Origin of the sequence: Bordetella genomosp. 13 (assembly GCF_007679965.1) — a bacterium.
GTDB lineage: Bacteria > Pseudomonadota > Gammaproteobacteria > Burkholderiales > Burkholderiaceae_B > Bordetella.
The window spans coordinates 214,147-231,056 of sequence record NZ_VEHL01000001.1 but is presented as its reverse complement, the minus strand read 5'-3'; the positions used below and the strand labels follow the sequence as shown (position 1 = coordinate 231,056).

Here is a 16,910-nt window from a genome sequence, read left to right as displayed (position 1 = left end):
TGCGCATTTTCTTCCACGCTCACTGCCCATTCCATCGATGAACGCCCCGGTCCCCGTCCTGACCCCCGCAAACGCCTGCTGGCGTTGGTGGCGCTCGTTCTCCGGGTGGCGGTAAGTCGTTCCCGGCATTGGCGCCGCGTCGCCGATGCCGCACAGCAAGACACCGAACCCGGACCCCTGCACAGGACCGGGTTTTTTGTTGCGTGCGCCCGGTTCCTCATCCTGATCCCAGAAAAAATCGAGATCCGACATGACCGAACTTGAATTCAAGGCGCTGGCCGCCCAAGGCTACAACCGGATTCCGCTGGTGGCGGAAACCTACGCCGACCTGGACACGCCGCTGGCCATCTACCTGAAGCTGGCCCATAGTGGACCGAACGCGGGTGCCATGACATGCCTGATGGAATCCGTGGTGGGCGGCGAGCGCTTCGGCCGCTATTCCTTCATCGGCCTGCCGGCCCGCACCGTGATCCGCGCCAGCGGCACGCTGACCGAAGTGCTGCACGACGGCCGCGTGGTGGAAACCCACGAGGGCGATCCGCTGGCCTTCATCGAGCAATACCAGAGCCGCTTCAAGGTCGCGCTGCGGCCCGGCATGCCGCGCTTCTGCGGCGGCCTGGCGGGCTATTTCGGCTACGACACCGTGCGCCACATCGAGCCGCGCCTGGGCCCCGCCGTGAAGCCCTTCCCCGCCGGCATGGACGGCGGCACGCCGGACATCATGCTGCTGCACGTCGACGAGCTGGTCATCGTCGACAACCTGGCCGGCCGCATCTACCTGATGGTGTACGCCGACCCGGCGCAGCCCGAGGCCTACAGCCGCGCCCAGCATCGCCTGCTGGACCTGCGCGCCCGCCTGCGCAAGCCCGTGGACATCCCCTACAGCCACGCCAGCATGCAGACCGAGGAACGGCGCGACTTCAAGAAAGAGGACTACCTGGCCGCGGTGCACCGCGCCAAGGAATACATCGCCGCCGGCGACCTGATGCAGGTGCAGATCGGCCAGGTCATCTCCAAGCCGTTCCGCGACGCGCCGCTGTCGCTGTACCGCGCGCTGCGTTCGCTGAATCCCTCGCCGTACATGTACTTCTGGAACTTCGGCGATTTCCAGGTGGTGGGCTCGTCGCCCGAGATCCTGGTGCGCCAGGAACGCATCGTCGAGGACGGCACGCCGAAATCGCAGATCACCATCCGCCCCCTGGCCGGCACGCGCAAGCGCGGCGGCACGCCGGAGGAAGACGCCGCGCTTGCGCGCGAGCTGCAGGCCGATCCGAAGGAGATCGCCGAGCATGTCATGCTGATCGATCTGGCCCGCAACGACGTGGGCCGCGTGGCGCGGACCGGCACGGTCAAGGTCAGCGACACCATGGTGATCGAGCGCTATTCGCACGTGATGCACCTGGTGTCCAATGTGGCCGGCACGCTGGATCCGTCCATGAGCAGCATGGACGTGCTGCGCGCGGCCTTCCCCGCGGGCACGCTGACGGGCGCTCCCAAGGTGCGCGCCATGGAGATCATCGACGAACTCGAACCGGTGCGCCGCGGCATCTACGGCGGCGCGGCGGGCTACCTGAGCTACGGCGGCGAGATGGACGTGGCCATCGCCATCCGCACCGGCATCATCAAGAACGGCATGCTGTACGCGCAGGCCGCCGCCGGCATCGTGGCGGACTCGGTCCCGGAAGCCGAATGGGCCGAGACGGAAGCCAAGGCCCGCGCAATGCTGCGCGCGGCCGAACAGGTGCAGCACGGCCTGGACGACCCGCTGTAGCGCGATCCGGCCGGCGCGGGCGCACACGCGAGGCCCGCGCGGGCCGCTTGCGCCGCCCGGCCCCCGAGGACTTGCGCGAATCGCGGATTCCGCCTAAATCCTCGTAGTGACCTGGCCGGACGCGCGACGCGCATCCGGCGCAACCTACGAGGAGCGGCAGATGAAGCAAGCACTGGTCGGCATCGCAAGTTCAATCGCAGTCCTGGCGGCGGCGCCCGCGCCGGCCCAGCAGGACGTGCTCACCGGTCGTGCGGCGTACGGCGACTGGCGCGCCGACGCGCCGGGCACGATGCGGCACATCCGCCCCGCCGACGTGCCGGCGGCCGATGGCGCCTCGGCACGCGCCGCCGCCTCGCGCATCGCCGACAGGCCGGCCGATGCCGTGCCCAAGAGCATGCCCGGCTTCACCGTGGAAATGCTGGCCAGCGGCCTGGACGGCGTGCGCGTGCTGCGCACCGCGCCCAACGGCGACATCTTCGCCGCCCTCAGCGACGACGGCCGCATCGTGGTGATCCGCCCGCAGGCAGGCGGCAAGGCCCAGGTCTCGACCTACGCCCAGAAGCTGGACGATCCCTACGGCATGGCCTTTTATCCGCCCGGCCCCGAGCCCAGGTGGCTGTACGTGGCGCAGCCCGGCAGCGTGGTGCGCTATGCCTATCGCAACGGCGACCTGAAGGCCGCGGGGACGGCCGAGACGGTGGTGGCCAGGCTGCCCACCGGTGGTCACTGGACGCGCGACATCGCCTTTTCCGGCGACGGCCGGACGCTGTACGTGGCGGTGGGCTCGAACGGCAACGTGGGCCAGAACATGGGCCAGCGGCCTGCAGACCTGGCCGCGCACGAGAAGACGCACGGCGTGGGCGCGGCCTGGGGCCCCGAGGAAGGCCGCGCCAGCGTGCTGGCGTTCGACCCGGACGGCAAGAACCGCCGGTCCTATGCCAACGGCATCCGCAACTGTTCGGGCCTGGCACTGCAGCCCGGCACGGACGCTGTCTACTGCGCCACCAACGAGCGCGACATGCTGGGCGACGACGTGCCGCCCGACTACGTGACCCGCGTGCAGCAAGGCGGCTTCTACGGCTGGCCCTGGTACTACATCGGGCAGAACGAGGACACCCGTCCGGCCGGCGGCAAGCGCCCGGACCTGGCCGGCAAGGTGGTGGTGCCCGACGTGCTGGTGCAGTCGCATTCCGCCCCGCTGGGCATCGCCTTCAATCCGGGCGGACAGTTTCCCGACGAATGGAAGGGCGACGCCTTCGTCGCGCTGCACGGCTCGTGGAACCGCGCCACGCGCACCGGCTACAAGGTGGTGCGGCTGCCGTTCAAGGACGGCAAGCCGACCGGGCAGTACCAGGACTTCGTGACCGGGTTCGGCCTGAACGACGGCGAGGTGTGGGGACGGCCCGTGGGCGTGACGTTCGCCCGGGACGGCTCGATGCTGTTCAGCGAGGACGCCAACGGCACGGTGTACCGGGTCACGTACAAGCGGCCGTAACGGCCGTCCAAGAAAAAACCCTCCGTGTCGCGGAGGGTTCGCCGGTTGCCGGTCCGGCGCCTGCCGGACGGCATCGGGCGGCGCGAACTCAGTCTTCGCGGCTGGTGACTTCGACCAGGTGGTAGCCGAACTGGGTCTTCACCGGGCCTTGGACCACATTGATGGGCGCGCTGAACACCACGGTGTCGAATTCCGGCACCATCTGGCCCGGGCGGAAGGTGCCCAGGTTGCCGCCGTCGCGGCTGGAGGGGCAGCTGGAGTTGTCGCGGGCCACCTGCGCGAAATCGGCGCCATTCTCGATGGAGGCCTTCAGTTCGTTGCACTTGGCTTCGGTGGACACCAGGATGTGGCGGGCGGAGGCGTGGGTCATGGGAAGCTCCCTTTATTCAGTCCAAAACGCCATATTGCCCTAAAAAAATGGCGCTGTAGCGATCCGCCGATCCAGGACGGCCGCTACAGCGCAAAGGTCATGCCAACGCTCGGCCTGCCCCGCCCGCGCGCGGAGGGGCAGTACCAATGTCCGCCGCACGCGCGGCCAGCCCGGCGAAGGTTGCATACCGGCCCCGCGCCAGCGGACATATCCGTCAATCGACCTGGGCGCCCGACTTCTGCACCAGGTCGGCCCACTTGGCCACTTCGGCCTTGCCGAAGGCGTCCAGATCCGTCGCCGAGCCCTTCTCCATGCCCTGCGCGGCCAGCTTGGACTGCACGTCGGCGTTGGCCAGGGCGGTGGCGGCGGCGTCGCGCAGCTTCTGCAGCGCCGGCGCCGGCGTGGCCTTGGGCGCGTACATCATGAACCAGGCCACCAGGTCGAAATCGCTGTTGGTCTGCTCGGCGATGGTCGGCAGGTCGGGCAGCGCCGCGCTGCGCTGGGCGCCGGAAGCGCCCAGGGCGCGCAGCTTGCCCGCGCGGATGTGCGGCAGCACGGCGGTGGGGTGGTAGAACATGAACTGCACCTGGCCCGACATCACGTCGGACATCGCCAGACTGCCTTCCTTGTAGGGCACGTGCACCATTTCGCCGCCCAGGCGGGACTTGAGCAGTTCGCCGGCCAGGTGGCCCGACGTGCCGCTGCCGGCCGACGCGAAGCTGACGCCGGGCGGCTTGGCCGCGGCGGCGGCCAGGTCCTTCAGGGTCTGGTAGGGCGAATTGGCGCCGACCACCAGCAGGGTCGGGGTCTGGCCGACCAGCGACAGCGGCGCGAAATCGGCGATGGGGTCATAGGCCAGCTTGCGGTACAGCGCCTTGTTGATGGCGTGCGTGCCCACGGTGCCCATCACGATGGTGTAGCCGTCGGCGGGCGCACGCGCCACGAAGTCGGTGCCGATCGAACCGCCCGCGCCGGCGCGGTTCTCGACGATGACGGATTGCCCCAAGGACTTGCCCATGGCGTCGGCCATCACGCGCGCGACGATGTCCGTCGACGTGCCCGGGCCGAACGGCACGACCATCTTGATCGGCCGGGTGGGAAAATCCGCCGACTGCGCGGCCGCGGGGAACTGGCTCAGCAGCCCGACGGCCAGGGCCAGGCCCAGCAGCGACCGGCGCAGCGCGGGCCTTGCGGTGGATTTGATGGAAACCATGGGTGACTCTCCTCTCTGTACTGTTCTGCTTTTTATGCCCGGGATGGGCGGGATCAGTGCGATTCGGGGGGCGTGCCGAAACCGGCGGGCAGCTCGCCGTCGTACTGCACTTCGCGAGCGGCCTGGTAGGACAGCGCGAAGCCGATGGATTGCTCCAGCTCTTCGTTCAGGTGCGCGATCAGGCCCGCGGTGCGCGCCAGGATCGGCACGCCCTTCAGGGCCAGCAGCGGAAAGCCCACGCCCAGCAGCACCGCCGGAATGGCGGCCGAGACGTTGAGCTTCAGTTCCTTGCCCAGCACCTGCGGGATGGCGCGCTCGACCGCTTCGGCGATGTCGATGTAGGCCAGGCTGGCGCCGGCTTCGCGGGCCACGTCGAACAGGCGGCCCACGCGCGGGTCGCGTTCCTTGTGCAGCGGGTGGCCGTAGCCGGGAATGGCGCGGCGCGCGGCGCGGTACTCCTGCAGCACGGCCAGCGCGGCCTCGTCGTTGTCCGTGCCGTCGGCCTTGGCGCGGGCCTCGATCTCGTGGAACATCCTGCCGGCCGTCTCGGACGCGCCCAGGATGACCGAGCCGCAGCCCAGGATGCCGGCCGCCACGGCGCCCTGCAGGGCATCGGGGGCGGCCGCCAGCGTCATGCGGCTGGCCTGCACGCTGGGCACCAGGCCGTGCTCGGCGATGGCGACCAGCGTGGCGTCGATCACGGCCGTGGCGGCCGCGTCGGGACGCCGGCCGGTCAGCAGCAGGTGGAAGTAGTCGGTGAAGGAAATCTTGCCGATCAGGTCCTGGCACAGGTCCTGGCCGCGCACCACGATGGTGTGCTCGTCGGACGTGCTGATGGACGTGCGGGGGACGGTGGTCTTGCCGATCTTCATGTTCACTCCTTGGGGGCGGCGGCCGAGCTGGACGCGGCGCGGGCGATGGCCAGTTCGGCGCGCACTTCGTCGTTGTGCTCGCCCAGGATGGGCGGCGGCACGACGTGCGTGGGACGCACCCCGTCGAAGCTGACGGGCGAACGCACCGTGCGCCATTCGCCCAGGACGGGATGGTGTCCTTCGATCTCGAGTTCCATGTGACGGGCCTGCGGGTCCTGCAGGGCCTCGCTGGTGTCGTACATCGGCGCGTGCGGCACGTCCTCGGCCTGCAGGCGCGCGCACCACTCGTCGCGAGGGCGCGTGGCGAAGATGCCGCCCAGCAGGTCGATCAGTTCTTCCTGGTGCTGGATGCGGCCCTCGCGCGTGGCATAGCGCGGATCCTCGAACAACCTGGGGCGCTCGATGGCCACGGCCAGGCCGCGCCAGAATTTCTCGGGCGAGGACATGTGCAGCGCGACCCAGCGGTCGTCGCTGCAGCGCAGGGTGTACGACTGCGACACGCTGGGGCGGCTGTACGGCCCCATGACGTCGCCGTCGGCGAAGTAGTGCGTGAAGGCGTCCAGGTTGAAGTGGCACATGGCCTCCAGCATGGAGACCTCGACGCTGCGGCCCACGCCGGTGCGGGCGCGCTCGACCAGCGCGCCCAGGATGCCGTAGGCGGCGTAGAAGCCCGTCAGGGCGTCGGCGATGGCCGGCCCGACCACGCGCGGATTGGCCGGGTTGACCAGCAGGTTCAGGAAGCCGCTGGCCGCCTGCGCCACCGTGTCGTAGGCCGGGCGGCCCGAGGCGGGGCCGGTCTGGCCGAAGCCGCTGATGGCGCAGTAGATCAGGCGGGGGTTCAGTTCGCGCAGGCGCTGCTCGCCGGCGCCCAGGCGGTCCGCCGCGCCGGGACGGAAGTTCTGGATGTAGACGTCCGCCTGCTGAATCAGCTCGTCGAACACCTTGGCGTCTTCCGGCGTCTTGGTGTTGAGCGTGATGCTGCGCTTGTTGCGGTTGTAGGTCTGGAAGTGCGGGCTGTACAGGCCGCCGCGGAAGGCGCGGAACGGATCGCCGGCGCCGGGCTGCTCGATCTTGATGACGTTGGCGCCCAGATCTGCCAGCAGCATGCCGGCGGCGGGTCCGGTGATGAAGGTGCCCTGCTCGATCACGGTGATGCCTTCCAGCACCTTGGTGGCGCGGGCCAGCGATTGCAGGTTGGGAATTCCGTCTTGTTGCATGGGTGTGTCTCCTGGCCGCCCGACAGGCTCATGAGCGGCTGGCATTGCGGATCAAACAGCGTAAGGGAGCGATACAAATTGTGGAAATGGCTTATTTTGCTGATTACTATTGATGCCATCGATGGATCGGTCAAACAATCATGGAATTGCGCCATCTCCGCTACTTCGTCGCCCTGGCCAGCTCGCTGAACTTCACGCGGGCGGCGCAGCGCGTGCACGTCACGCAATCCACGCTGTCGCACCAGATCCGGCAGCTCGAGGACGAGATCGGGCGGCCGCTGTTCGACCGCGCCGGCAAGCGCGTCGCGCTGACCGAATCGGGCGAGGCCTTCCTGGGCTATGCCAAGCGCGCGCTGCAAGAGGTCGACCAGGGGCTGGGCGAGCTGAAGTCCGCGGAATCGCCGCTGTCGGGCACCGTGCGCGTGGCGGCCACCCATACGTTCAGCCTGAACATCATTCCCGAATGCGTGGGACACTTCCTGGCGCGCAATCCCACCGTGCGCCTGTCCGTCGAGGAACTCGCGGCCGACGCCATCGTCACCGGCCTGACCAACGGCCACTTCGACCTGGGCGTGGCCTACCGCCCGGTGCTGCCGCTCGGGCTGCGCTTCGAGCCGCTGTTCAACGAGGAACTGATGCTGGTGGTCAACCCCCGGCATCCGCTGGCGCGCCGCAAGCGCATCCGCATGATCGAGCTGCACCGCGAGCCGCTGGCGCTGCTGCCGCCCACCTATTCCACGCGGAGGATGCTCAACGAGTGCTTCGCCGCCGCGGGCGCCGAACCCATGGTGTGCGCCGAGCTGAACACCTTGCCCGCGCTGCTGGGCGTGGCGCTGCGCACGCCCATCGCCACCATCGCCGCCCCCAGCGGCGTGCCGGCCGGGCTGGACGTGGTGCTGGTGCCCATGGAAAGCCCCACGCCCATGCGCACGCCGGGCCTGCTGATGCGGGCCGACCAGCCGCAGACCCGCGAGATCCGGGCGTTCGCGACCCTGCTGCGCCAGACCTCGGCGCGGCACGGCCGCAAGATCGCCGAGCGGCCCCGCGCCGGCGCGCACGACCCGGCCTGACCCCGCGCGCGCCGCCGGCCGGGACGTGACGCGCGGACGGCTAAAATACGCGGATTCCGTTCCTTTTCCGACTTCCATGAAAAAGCTGACTGCCGTGCTGGCGCTGTGCGCCACGTCCCTGCTCGCCGCCTGCGACAAGAGCGACGATGCCGCCAAGACCGCCGCCCAACCCCAACCCGCCGCCACCAAGGTCGTGGTGGGCCTGGACGACAACTTCCCGCCCATGGGTTTCCGCGACGACAAGAACGAGCTGGTCGGCTTCGACATCGACCTGGCGCGCGAGGCCGCCAAGCGCCTGGGCCTGCAGGTCGAGTTCAAGCCCATCGACTGGAGCGCCAAGGAAGCCGAACTGAGCGGCAAGCGCGTGGACGCGCTGTGGAACGGCCTGACCATCACGGAAGAGCGCAAGAAGAACATCGCCTTCACCGCGCCCTACATGGAAAACCACCAGATCATCATCGTGGCGGCCAACTCGTCCATCCAGGACAAGGCCGGCCTGGCGGGCCACGTGGTGGGCGCCCAGGAGGGCAGCAGCGCCGTCGACGCCATCAAGAAGGAAGCCAACATCGCCGATGCCCTGAAGGCGCTGCGCACCTTCGGCGACAACGTCACCGCGCTGGTCGACCTGTCGGCCGGCCGCCTAGATGCCGTGGTGGTCGACGAAGTCGTGGGCCGCTACCTGGTCGCCAAGCGCCCCACCGAATACCGTGTGCTGAACGACAACTTCGGCGTCGAATCGTACGGCGTGGGCGTGCGCAAGGACGACACCGCCCTGCTGCAGAAGCTGGACGCCACGCTGGCCGACATGAAGAAGGACGGCACCGCCGGCCGCATCGCCAACCAGTGGTTCGGCGCGGACATCATCAAGTAAGCCCCGTTCCCCGGCGTGCGCGGCGCATGCCGCCGCCAGGCCGCAATCGATCCCATGGATTACGTCCTCTCCTTGCTGGGCCCGATGGCGCAGGGCGCGCGCGTCACGCTCACCCTGTTCTTCATCACGCTGGCCCTGGCCGTGCCGCTGGGCCTCTTGCTGGCGCTGGCGCGGTTGTCGCGGCTGCGCCCGCTGGCCATGCTGGTCAACGGCTACATCTGGCTGATGCGCGGCACGCCGCTGATGCTGCAGCTGCTGTTCATCTATTTCGCGCTGCCGTTCATCCCGGTGGTGGGCGTGCGGCTGCCCGACTTCCCTTCGGCGGTGATCGCCTTCGCGCTGAACTACGCGGCCTATTTCGCCGAGATCTTCCGCGCCGGCATCCTGTCCATCGACCGCGGCCAATACGAGGCCGGCAAGGTGCTGGGCATGACGCCCCTGCAGACCCTGCGCCGCATCGTGCTGCCGCAGATGGTGCGGCGCATCCTGCCGCCCATGAGCAACGAAACCATCACGCTGGTCAAGGACACCTCGCTGATCTACGTGCTGGCCTTGAACGACCTGCTGCGCGTGGCGCGCGGCATCGTGCAGCGCGACTTCTCGACCACGCCCTTCCTGGTTGCCGCCGTCTTCTATCTCGCCATGACGCTGGTGCTGACCTGGGCCTTCCAGCGCCTGGAAAAACACTATGCCAAGTACGACCAATAGCCCGGCATCCGGCCGGCCCGTGATGATCGCGGCGCGCAACCTCGTGAAGTCGTTCGGCGCGCTGCGCGTGCTGGACGACGTGTCGCTGACGCTGCACAAGGGCGAGGTCGTCGCCGTGATCGGCCCCTCGGGCTCGGGCAAAAGCACCTTCCTGCGCTGCCTGAACCACCTGGAGACGGTCGACCGGGGCCACATCGAGGTCGAGGGCGAAGTGCTGGCCGCGGCCGTGCCCGATGGCCACAGCCGCTACGGCGCCGATGCCGAGGTGCGGCGCGTCTGCCGCAAGATGGGCATGGTGTTCCAGGCGTTCAACCTGTTCCCGCACATGACCGTGCTGCAGAACCTGATCGAAGCGCCCATGACGGTCAAGGGCATGACGCGCGACGCGGCCATCCCGCGCGCCGAGGAACTGCTGCGCAAGGTCGGCCTGTTCGCCAAGCGCGACAACTATCCCGCGCGCCTGTCCGGCGGCCAGAAGCAGCGCGTGGCCATCGCCCGCGCGCTGGCCATGGAGCCTGACATCATGCTGTTCGACGAGCCCACGTCCGCGCTCGATCCGGAACTGACGGGCGAGGTGCTGCGCACCATGCGCCAGCTGGCCGAGGAACACATGACCATGCTGGTGGTGACGCACGAGATGGGCTTTGCTCGCGAGGTCGCGCACCGCGTGGTGTTCATGGACCAGGGCGCGATCGTCGAGGAAGGCCCGGCGCACGGCTTCTTCGCCGCGCCCGCGCAGGCGCGCACGCGTGCCTTCCTGAGCCAGATGCTGTGAACGGGCGGGACGGCGCCGCGCAGGCGCCGCCACGTTCCGCGAGGCCTCAGGTCGGGCCCTTCCAGTAGAAGCCCTGCGCCGCGCCGCCCTTGGCGCCCACGTCCATCTTCCTGGACTGCGGCTTGCCGCCATAGGTCACGGTGACGTCGTAGCTGCCCTCGGGCAGCTTGGCGTAGAAGATGGGCCCGTCCGACTTGGCCGACAGCACCTCCTGGCCCGAGGCGCCCTTCACGCGCACCTCCACGTCCGACACGTACGCGCCGCCGTCGGACAGCGCGAACTGCAGGCGCAGGTTGTAGTCGCCGCTGACCGATTTGAACCAGGTGGACTCCTCCTGGCCCACGCCGCCGCTGACGTAGCTGATCTCGCCCTGCCTGTGCACCTGCGGGTGGCCATCCTGCGCCCAGGCGGTGCCGGCCGCAGCCGCCAGGGCCAATGCCACGCATGCCGTCCTGGCTCGTCCAATGCGGAAAGTCATCGATCGCTCCTTGAAAGGGAAGAAACGCCTTCGAGTCTACGGCGGGCGGCGCCATCCTCGCCATCCGGGGATGGCATCGAAGCAGACTGGAAGACAGGCCCCGGCCGCCGAGCAAAAAGCGTTCCCGAAGTGACGACAGCCCTTCGCCGACGCGCTTAGACACCCCGTCACTTAGTCAAAATAACTTATGAGTTTGGTCAAATAAGTTCGCTTTTCTAATTAAGCGCCGCTGCTTAGACTGCCCTGCATACATCCACGCAGGAGACACCCCATGCAAGCCGCCCCCTCTGACCGCCCCCAGCCCTGGACCGCCGAGCAGGTCCGTCAGGACGATTCCTGGGTCTTGCGCCTGAACGCCGACGAAATCCAGGGCGTGCGCGACGCGCTGGCCCATGCCAAGGCCCATCCCAAGCCCCTGCTGAGCATGGAACAGGCCGATTTCCCGCTGCCGCAGGCCACCCGCGACGCGCTGACCCGCGCCATCGCCACCACGCAGGGCCGCTGGGGCATGTGCCTGGTCAAGGGCTTCCCGGTGGACGAGTGGACCGAGGAGGAATCCCGCCTGGCCTACTGGGGCATGGGCCTGTACATGGGCGTGGGCCGCACGCAGAACCGCGCCAGCCAGGTCATGAACGACGTGCGCAACGAAGGCGGCGAATACAAGGTCAAGGGCGGCCGCGGCTACAACACCAACGCCGGCCTGGATTTCCACCAGGACTCGTGCGACGTGGTCGCGCTGCTGTGCCGCCGCACCGCCAAGTCGGGCGGCCAGAGCAAGGTGGTCAGCTCCATGGCGCTGCGCGACGAGGTGCAGCGCCGCCGTCCGGACCTCATCCCCGTGCTGCAGGGCACGTTCTTCCACAGCTACCAGAGCACCAACGATCCCAGCCAGCCGCCGTTCTACCGCTGCCCGATCTTCGGCAGCCATCCCGAGTATTTCTCGGCGCGCACCAACCGCAAGAACACCGTGGCCGCGCAACGCGACTTTCCTGAAGTGCCGCGCCTGACGGCCCAGCAGGAAGAGGCGCTGGACCTGCTGGACGAGCTGCTGCCCAGCGAGCTGCTGTGCTACTCGATGGAGCTGGAGCGCGGCGACATGCAGCTGCTGAACAACTACGTCACGCTGCACTCGCGCACCCCGTTCGAGGACTTCGAGGATCCCGACCTGAAGCGCCACCTGTTCCGCCTGTGGCTGGCCGTGCCCACCTCGCAGCCGCTGCCCGACGACTGGGCCGAGTACTACGGCGACTCCCGTGCCGGCGCGGTGCGCGGCGGCGTGCGCGGCAGCGCCATCACGCAGGAGTTCCTGGACTACGAACGACGCCAGGCCGCCGCCATGGGCATGCCTTTCGAGACCTGGCAGCCCAAGGTCCTGAAGGAAGACATGGACGCCTGGCTGGCCGCCCAGCGCGATGCCCAGACCGCCTGACGCATCCAGGAGCACACCCATGAACCGCCTATCCCTGCGTGAGCGCCTGGCCGGCAACCAGGCCGTGCTGGCGCCCGGCGTGTACGACGCGCTGACCGCCCTGATCGCCGAGCAAGCCGGCTTCGACGCCCTGTACCTGTCCGGCGGCGCGGTGGCGTATTCGCAGCTGGGCCGGTCCGACGTGGGCCTGACCACGGCCACCGAGACCGCCGACGTGCTGCAGCGCATTACCGACCGCGTCGCGCTGCCCATCATCGTCGATGGCGACACGGGCTACGGCAACGCGCTGAACACGCAGCGCACCGTGCGCCTGTTCGAGCGCGCCGGCGCCTCGATGATCCAGCTGGAGGACCAGACCTTTCCCAAGCGCTGCGGCCACCTGGAGAACAAGAGCCTGGTGTCCACCGCCGAGATGTGCGGCAAGCTGCGCGCCGCGCTGGACGCCCGCCACAGTCCCGACACGCTGATCCTGGCGCGTACCGATGCCGTGGCCGTCGAGGGCCTGGACGCGGCGCGCGAACGCGCCGAGGCCTACCTGGCCTGCGGCGTGGACGCCCTGTTCATCGAGGCTGTGAACAGCACCGCCGACATGGACACCGTATGCGGCCAGTTCGCCTCGCGCGCGCCGCTGCTGGCCAACATGGTCGAGGGCGGCAAGACCCCGGTGCGCAGCGCGCGCGAGCTGTCCGAGCTCGGCTACCGCATCGTCATCTTCCCGGGCGGCACCGCCCGCTTCGTCTCGCGCCAGCTGCAACGCTACTTCGGCAGCCTGAAAGAGCACGGCACCACCGAGCCGATGTGGCCCGAGATGAACGACTTCAACGCCCTGAACGGCCTGATCGGCACCCCCGACCTGCTGGAACTTAGCCGCAAGTACGCGGGCTGATGCGCCCGGACGCGGCGGAGCACGGCATGGGCCGGTTCCGCCGCCGCGTGCGGCCGTACTCGACACGTTCGCCCAGGACGCGTTAGAATCCGCCCAGAAGTCGGCCTGACCCGCTGCACGGGCCCTGTCTCATCGCAGTTTCCAACCCATTTCGTCATGTCCCGTATCGCTACGACCCGCACCTCTCAGTGGTGGCGCTTCCGCTAGGAAGCGGCATGTCGTTGCGGTTCAATACTGCATCCTGCCGCCGGTACCGGTGACAGGTTCGCATCCCAGATAGCTCCCCCGGCACGGCGGCTCCAAGACTCAAGGAGATTGCCCATGCTGTTGATGCTAGACAACTACGATTCGTTCACCTACAACCTGGTCCAGTATTTTGGCGAACTGGGCGAGGACGTGCGCGTGGCGCGCAACGACCAGATCACGCTGGACGAGATCGCCGCCCTGAACCCCACGCGCATCTGCGTGTCGCCCGGCCCCTGCTCGCCGGCCGAGGCGGGCGTGTCGGTGCCGCTGATCCAGCGCTTCGCGGGCCAGGTGCCCATCCTGGGCGTGTGCCTGGGCCACCAGGCCATCGGCGCGGCCTACGGCGGCGACATCGTGCGGGCGCAGCAGATCATGCACGGCAAGACGGTGCGGATCTCGCACCGCGGCACGGACCTCTTCGAAGGCCTGCCCACGCCCTACACGGCCATCCGCTACAACTCGCTGACCATCGACCCGGCCACCCTGCCCGACTGCCTGGAAGTGACCGCCACCGCGGACGACGGCGACATCATGGGCGTGCGCCACAAGACGCTGCCGATCTACGGCGTGCAGTTCCATCCCGAATCCGTCCTGAGCGAGCACGGCCACGCCATGCTGCGCAACTTCCTGCAGATCCAATGAAGGGCACCGCCATGACCATCTCCGCCGCCGAAGCGCTGACCCGCTGCATCGAACACCGAGAGATCTTCCACGACGAAATGCTGCACCTGATGCGCATGCTGATGCGCGGCGAGATGTCTGCGCAGCTGGCAAGCGCGCTGCTGATGGGCCTGCGCGTGAAGAAGGAGACCATCGGCGAGATCACCGCCGCCGCGCAGGTGATGCGCGAGTTCGCCACGCCGGTGGTCACGCCCGATCCGGGACAGCTGCTGGACATGTGCGGCACCGGCGGCGACGGCAGCCACACGTTCAACATCTCGACGACGGCCATGTTCGTGGCGGCCGCCGCGGGCGTGAAGATCGCCAAGCACGGCAACCGCAGCGCCTCGTCGTCGTCGGGCAGCGCCGACGTGCTGGAAGCGCTGGGCGCCAACCTGCAGCTGACGCCCGCTCAAGTGGCCGAATGCATCGAGGACACCGGCATCGGCTTCATGTTCGCACCCGCGCATCACGGTGCCATGAAGAACGTGGCCGCGGTGCGCAAGGAATTGGGCGTGCGCACCATCTTCAACATCCTCGGCCCGCTCACCAACCCCGCCGGCGCGGCCAACCAGTTGATGGGCGTGTTCCACCCCGACCTGGTCGGCATCCAGGTCCGCGTGCTGGAGCGGCTGGGCTCGAAGCACGTGCTGATCGTGCACGGCCGCGACGGCATGGACGAGGCCTCGCTGGGCGCCGCCACCATGGTGGGCGAGCTCAAGGACGGCGTCGTGAGCGAGTATGAAATCCACCCCGAGGACTACGGACTATCCATGATGTCCAACCGCAGCATCAAGGTGTCCAATCGCGAGGAGTCACGCGAACTGGTCATCGAGGCGCTGGATAATGTCGAGGGCGCCGCCCGCGACATCGTCGCCCTGAACGCCGGGCTGGCCATCTACGCGGGCAACAAGGCCGACTCGATCCCGCAGGCGCTCGCGCAGGCCTTCGAACTGATTGCTAACGGCGCAGCCCGGGCCAAGCTCGAGGAATTCTGCGCACATACCCGGAAATACCAATGAACGACATTCTCGCGAAGATCCTGGCCGTCAAGGCGGAGGAAGTCGCCGCGGCCCGCCAGATGCGCAGCGAATCCGAGCTGCTGCGCGAGGCCCAGGCCCGCCAGGACGTGCGCGGCTTCGCCCAGGCCATCGAGGACAAGATCGCCCAGGGCAAGGCCGGCGTCATCGCCGAAATCAAGAAGGCCTCGCCGTCCAAGGGCGTGCTGCGCGAGCAGTTCGATCCCGCCGAGATCGCCGCGTCGTACGCGGTGCACGGCGCGGCCTGCCTGTCGGTGCTGACCGACGTGCAGTTCTTCCAGGGCTCGCACGACAACCTGCGCCGCGCCCGCGCGGCGTGCGCGCTGCCGGTGCTGCGCAAGGACTTCGTCATCGACAGCTACCAGATCGTCTCGGCACGCGCCATGGGCGCCGACGCCGTGCTGCTGATCGTGGCGGCGCTGTCGCCCTCGCAACTGCGCGACATGGAATCCGTGGCGATGGACCTGGGCATGGACGTGCTGGTCGAGGTGCACGACGCGCAGGAACTCGAAGTGGCGCTGTCGCTGAAGACGCCGCTCTTGGGCATCAACAACCGCAACCTGCGCACGTTCGAGACCTCGCTGCAGAACACGCTGGACCTGCTGCCGGCCATCCCGCCCGGCAAGCGCGTGGTCACCGAAAGCGGCATCCTCACGCCCGAAGACGTGAAGCGGATGCGCAGCCACAAGGTGGATGCGTTCCTGGTGGGCGAGGCGTTCATGCGCGCGCCCGAGCCGGGCGCGGAACTGGCGCGGCTGATGGCGTGAGGACAAGCGCGAGCGCCGACATAAAGTATACTTTTCTGCCAATAAAGTATACTTTTCACGTTGCCGTCCCGCACGGCGCTTCGCCCTCGCGTCCTCACCATGAAATTTCTCGCTTTTGCCGTACCTGACACGACCAGCCGTCTCGGCGCCGTTGCCGACAATGGACGCGTGGTCGACCTCACCCTGGCCTGGCAGCTCGACGCCCCCGCGCCCACGCACGTGGGCGAACTGGCCGCGCTGGGCGACGCCGGCATCGCCCACGCCCGCATGCTGCTCGAGCGCCACGCGGACGACCCCGCCCTGTCGCGCCAGCCGGACGGGCTGCAATGGCTCGCTCCCATTCCGCGGCCGGCCAGGAACGTCTTCTGCATCGGTCGCAACTACCGCGAACACATCATCGAAGGCAACCGTGCCCGCGGCCGCGATCCCGAAGATTTCCCAGCGGTGATCGAGGTCTTCACCAAGCCGCCGAGCTGCGTCGTCGGACCCGGCGCGCCGGTGCCCGCCCATGCCCACGTCACGAGCCAGCTCGACTACGAAGTGGAACTGGCCGTGGTGATCGGCCGCCCGGGCCGGGACATCCCGAAGGCAAGCGCGCTGGAGCACGTGTTCGGCTACACCATCGTCAACGACGTCAGCGCACGCGACCTGCAGAAGGCGCATGGCCAGTGGTTCAAGGGCAAGGCGCTGGACGGCCATTGCCCGATGGGCCCGTACGTGGTGCACAAGAGCGCGGTGCCGGACCCGCATGCGCTGGCGATCGCGCTGGAGGTCAATGGCGAGATCCGCCAGGATTCCAGCACGGCCGACCTGCTGTTCAGGATCGACGACATCATCGCGCAGCTGTCGCAAGGCATGACGCTGGAAAGCGGCGACGTCATCGCCACGGGCACGCCGTCCGGCGTCGGCCTGGGCCTAGTCCCGCCGCGCTTCCTGAAAGTCGGAGACGAGGTCACGGCCCGCATCGCGGGGCTGGGCGAGTTGCGCAACACGATCACGGGCTGAGCCCGGCGGCATCGCGCGCCCGGCCTGGCCGGGCGCC

General features: G+C 68.5%; 17 protein-coding genes. 12 read left to right on the top strand and 5 right to left on the bottom strand.

Annotation, left to right across the window (positions count from 1 at the left end; all coding sequences use genetic code 11):
• Nucleotides 1–250 precede the first annotated feature (250 nt).
• Nucleotides 251–1,771: an anthranilate synthase component I family protein gene (locus tag FS845_RS01085; protein ID WP_144630098.1), complete on the top strand. Its 1,521-nt coding sequence runs from the start codon at nucleotides 251–253 to the stop codon at nucleotides 1,769–1,771.
• A gap of 160 nt (nucleotides 1,772–1,931) precedes the next feature.
• Nucleotides 1,932–3,266 (top strand): PQQ-dependent sugar dehydrogenase, encoded by a 1,335-nt coding sequence (locus FS845_RS01080; protein WP_144630096.1) that lies wholly within the window; start codon nucleotides 1,932–1,934, stop codon nucleotides 3,264–3,266.
• An 88-nt stretch (nucleotides 3,267–3,354) separates the two neighbouring features.
• On the opposite strand, the gene FS845_RS01075 is transcribed toward FS845_RS01080, so the two are convergent.
• From FS845_RS01075 to FS845_RS01060, 4 genes are all read right to left on the bottom strand, one after another.
• Nucleotides 3,355–3,636 carry a peptidylprolyl isomerase gene (locus FS845_RS01075; protein WP_144630094.1) on the bottom strand — a complete coding sequence of 94 codons (282 nt, stop codon included), beginning with the start codon at nucleotides 3,634–3,636 and terminating at the stop codon, nucleotides 3,355–3,357.
• A 214-nt stretch (nucleotides 3,637–3,850) separates the two neighbouring features.
• Entirely contained in the window at nucleotides 3,851–4,849 is a 999-nt protein-coding gene (locus FS845_RS01070) for a Bug family tripartite tricarboxylate transporter substrate binding protein (RefSeq protein ID WP_144630092.1), read from the bottom strand.
• 53 nt (nucleotides 4,850–4,902) lie between these two features.
• Nucleotides 4,903–5,721: a citryl-CoA lyase gene (locus FS845_RS01065; protein ID WP_144630090.1), complete on the bottom strand. Its 819-nt coding sequence runs from the start codon at nucleotides 5,719–5,721 to the stop codon at nucleotides 4,903–4,905.
• A gap of 2 nt (nucleotides 5,722–5,723) precedes the next feature.
• On the bottom strand, nucleotides 5,724–6,938 hold the full coding sequence (locus tag FS845_RS01060) for a CaiB/BaiF CoA transferase family protein (protein ID WP_144630088.1): 1,215 nt from the start codon (nucleotides 6,936–6,938) through the stop codon (nucleotides 5,724–5,726).
• 140 nt (nucleotides 6,939–7,078) lie between these two features.
• On the opposite strand from FS845_RS01060, the gene FS845_RS01055 reads away from it, so the two are divergent.
• The 4 genes from FS845_RS01055 (at nucleotide 7,079) to FS845_RS01040 (ending at nucleotide 10,362) form a co-directional block, all read left to right on the top strand.
• Entirely contained in the window at nucleotides 7,079–8,008 is a 930-nt protein-coding gene (locus tag FS845_RS01055) for a LysR substrate-binding domain-containing protein (protein ID WP_144630086.1), read from the top strand.
• 76 nt (nucleotides 8,009–8,084) lie between these two features.
• Nucleotides 8,085–8,879: an amino acid ABC transporter substrate-binding protein gene (locus FS845_RS01050; protein ID WP_144630084.1), complete on the top strand. Its 795-nt coding sequence runs from the start codon at nucleotides 8,085–8,087 to the stop codon at nucleotides 8,877–8,879.
• 54 nt (nucleotides 8,880–8,933) lie between these two features.
• The gene (locus FS845_RS01045) at nucleotides 8,934–9,587 is read left to right on the top strand and encodes an amino acid ABC transporter permease (RefSeq protein ID WP_144630082.1); all 654 of its coding nucleotides are present in this window, start codon (nucleotides 8,934–8,936) and stop codon (nucleotides 9,585–9,587) included.
• Nucleotides 9,588–9,609: 22 nt separating this feature from the next.
• Nucleotides 9,610–10,362 (top strand): amino acid ABC transporter ATP-binding protein, encoded by a 753-nt coding sequence (locus FS845_RS01040; RefSeq protein ID WP_144631174.1) that lies wholly within the window; start codon nucleotides 9,610–9,612, stop codon nucleotides 10,360–10,362.
• A 46-nt stretch (nucleotides 10,363–10,408) separates the two neighbouring features.
• Here FS845_RS01040 and FS845_RS01035 read toward each other — a convergent pair whose 3' ends face one another.
• Nucleotides 10,409–10,840 (bottom strand): carboxypeptidase regulatory-like domain-containing protein, encoded by a 432-nt coding sequence (locus FS845_RS01035; protein WP_144630080.1) that lies wholly within the window; start codon nucleotides 10,838–10,840, stop codon nucleotides 10,409–10,411.
• Nucleotides 10,841–11,111: 271 nt separating this feature from the next.
• Here FS845_RS01035 and FS845_RS01030 point away from each other — a divergent pair, with 271 nt between their 5' ends.
• From FS845_RS01030 to FS845_RS01005, 6 genes are all read left to right on the top strand, one after another.
• Entirely contained in the window at nucleotides 11,112–12,269 is a 1,158-nt protein-coding gene (locus FS845_RS01030) for a TauD/TfdA family dioxygenase (protein WP_144630078.1), read from the top strand.
• Between the two features lie 19 nt (nucleotides 12,270–12,288).
• Entirely contained in the window at nucleotides 12,289–13,155 is an 867-nt protein-coding gene (locus FS845_RS01025; protein ID WP_144630076.1) for an oxaloacetate decarboxylase, read from the top strand.
• Between the two features lie 321 nt (nucleotides 13,156–13,476).
• Nucleotides 13,477–14,043: an aminodeoxychorismate/anthranilate synthase component II gene (locus tag FS845_RS01020; protein WP_144630073.1), complete on the top strand. Its 567-nt coding sequence runs from the start codon at nucleotides 13,477–13,479 to the stop codon at nucleotides 14,041–14,043.
• 11 nt (nucleotides 14,044–14,054) lie between these two features.
• Entirely contained in the window at nucleotides 14,055–15,083 is a 1,029-nt protein-coding gene (gene trpD, locus FS845_RS01015; RefSeq protein ID WP_144630071.1) for an anthranilate phosphoribosyltransferase, read from the top strand.
• The gene (trpC, locus tag FS845_RS01010; RefSeq protein ID WP_144630069.1) at nucleotides 15,080–15,868 is read left to right on the top strand and encodes an indole-3-glycerol phosphate synthase TrpC; all 789 of its coding nucleotides are present in this window, start codon (nucleotides 15,080–15,082) and stop codon (nucleotides 15,866–15,868) included. The genes trpD and trpC overlap by 4 nt, the downstream gene beginning before the upstream one ends.
• 168 nt (nucleotides 15,869–16,036) lie before the next feature.
• Nucleotides 16,037–16,873, top strand: coding sequence for a fumarylacetoacetate hydrolase family protein (locus tag FS845_RS01005; protein WP_260986092.1), 837 nt, complete (start codon nucleotides 16,037–16,039; stop codon nucleotides 16,871–16,873).
• Nucleotides 16,874–16,910: the final 37 nt, after the last annotated feature.

Coding starts and splice junctions, on each gene's coding strand:
- FS845_RS01030 (WP_144630078.1), top strand. CDS start 11,112: ATGCAAGCCGCCCCCTCTGACCGCCCCCAGCCCTGGACCGCCGAGCAG.
- FS845_RS01055 (WP_144630086.1), top strand. CDS start 7,079: ATGGAATTGCGCCATCTCCGCTACTTCGTCGCCCTGGCCAGCTCGCTG.
- trpC (WP_144630069.1), top strand. CDS start 15,080: ATGAACGACATTCTCGCGAAGATCCTGGCCGTCAAGGCGGAGGAAGTC.
- FS845_RS01085 (WP_144630098.1), top strand. CDS start 251: ATGACCGAACTTGAATTCAAGGCGCTGGCCGCCCAAGGCTACAACCGG.
- trpD (WP_144630071.1), top strand. CDS start 14,055: ATGACCATCTCCGCCGCCGAAGCGCTGACCCGCTGCATCGAACACCGA.
- FS845_RS01025 (WP_144630076.1), top strand. CDS start 12,289: ATGAACCGCCTATCCCTGCGTGAGCGCCTGGCCGGCAACCAGGCCGTG.
- FS845_RS01035 (WP_144630080.1), bottom strand. CDS start 10,840: ATGACTTTCCGCATTGGACGAGCCAGGACGGCATGCGTGGCATTGGCC.
- FS845_RS01070 (WP_144630092.1), bottom strand. CDS start 4,849: ATGGTTTCCATCAAATCCACCGCAAGGCCCGCGCTGCGCCGGTCGCTG.
- FS845_RS01040 (WP_144631174.1), top strand. CDS start 9,610: ATGATCGCGGCGCGCAACCTCGTGAAGTCGTTCGGCGCGCTGCGCGTG.
- FS845_RS01065 (WP_144630090.1), bottom strand. CDS start 5,721: ATGAAGATCGGCAAGACCACCGTCCCCCGCACGTCCATCAGCACGTCC.
- FS845_RS01080 (WP_144630096.1), top strand. CDS start 1,932: ATGAAGCAAGCACTGGTCGGCATCGCAAGTTCAATCGCAGTCCTGGCG.
- FS845_RS01045 (WP_144630082.1), top strand. CDS start 8,934: ATGGATTACGTCCTCTCCTTGCTGGGCCCGATGGCGCAGGGCGCGCGC.
- FS845_RS01050 (WP_144630084.1), top strand. CDS start 8,085: ATGAAAAAGCTGACTGCCGTGCTGGCGCTGTGCGCCACGTCCCTGCTC.
- FS845_RS01075 (WP_144630094.1), bottom strand. CDS start 3,636: ATGACCCACGCCTCCGCCCGCCACATCCTGGTGTCCACCGAAGCCAAG.
- FS845_RS01020 (WP_144630073.1), top strand. CDS start 13,477: ATGCTGTTGATGCTAGACAACTACGATTCGTTCACCTACAACCTGGTC.
- FS845_RS01060 (WP_144630088.1), bottom strand. CDS start 6,938: ATGCAACAAGACGGAATTCCCAACCTGCAATCGCTGGCCCGCGCCACC.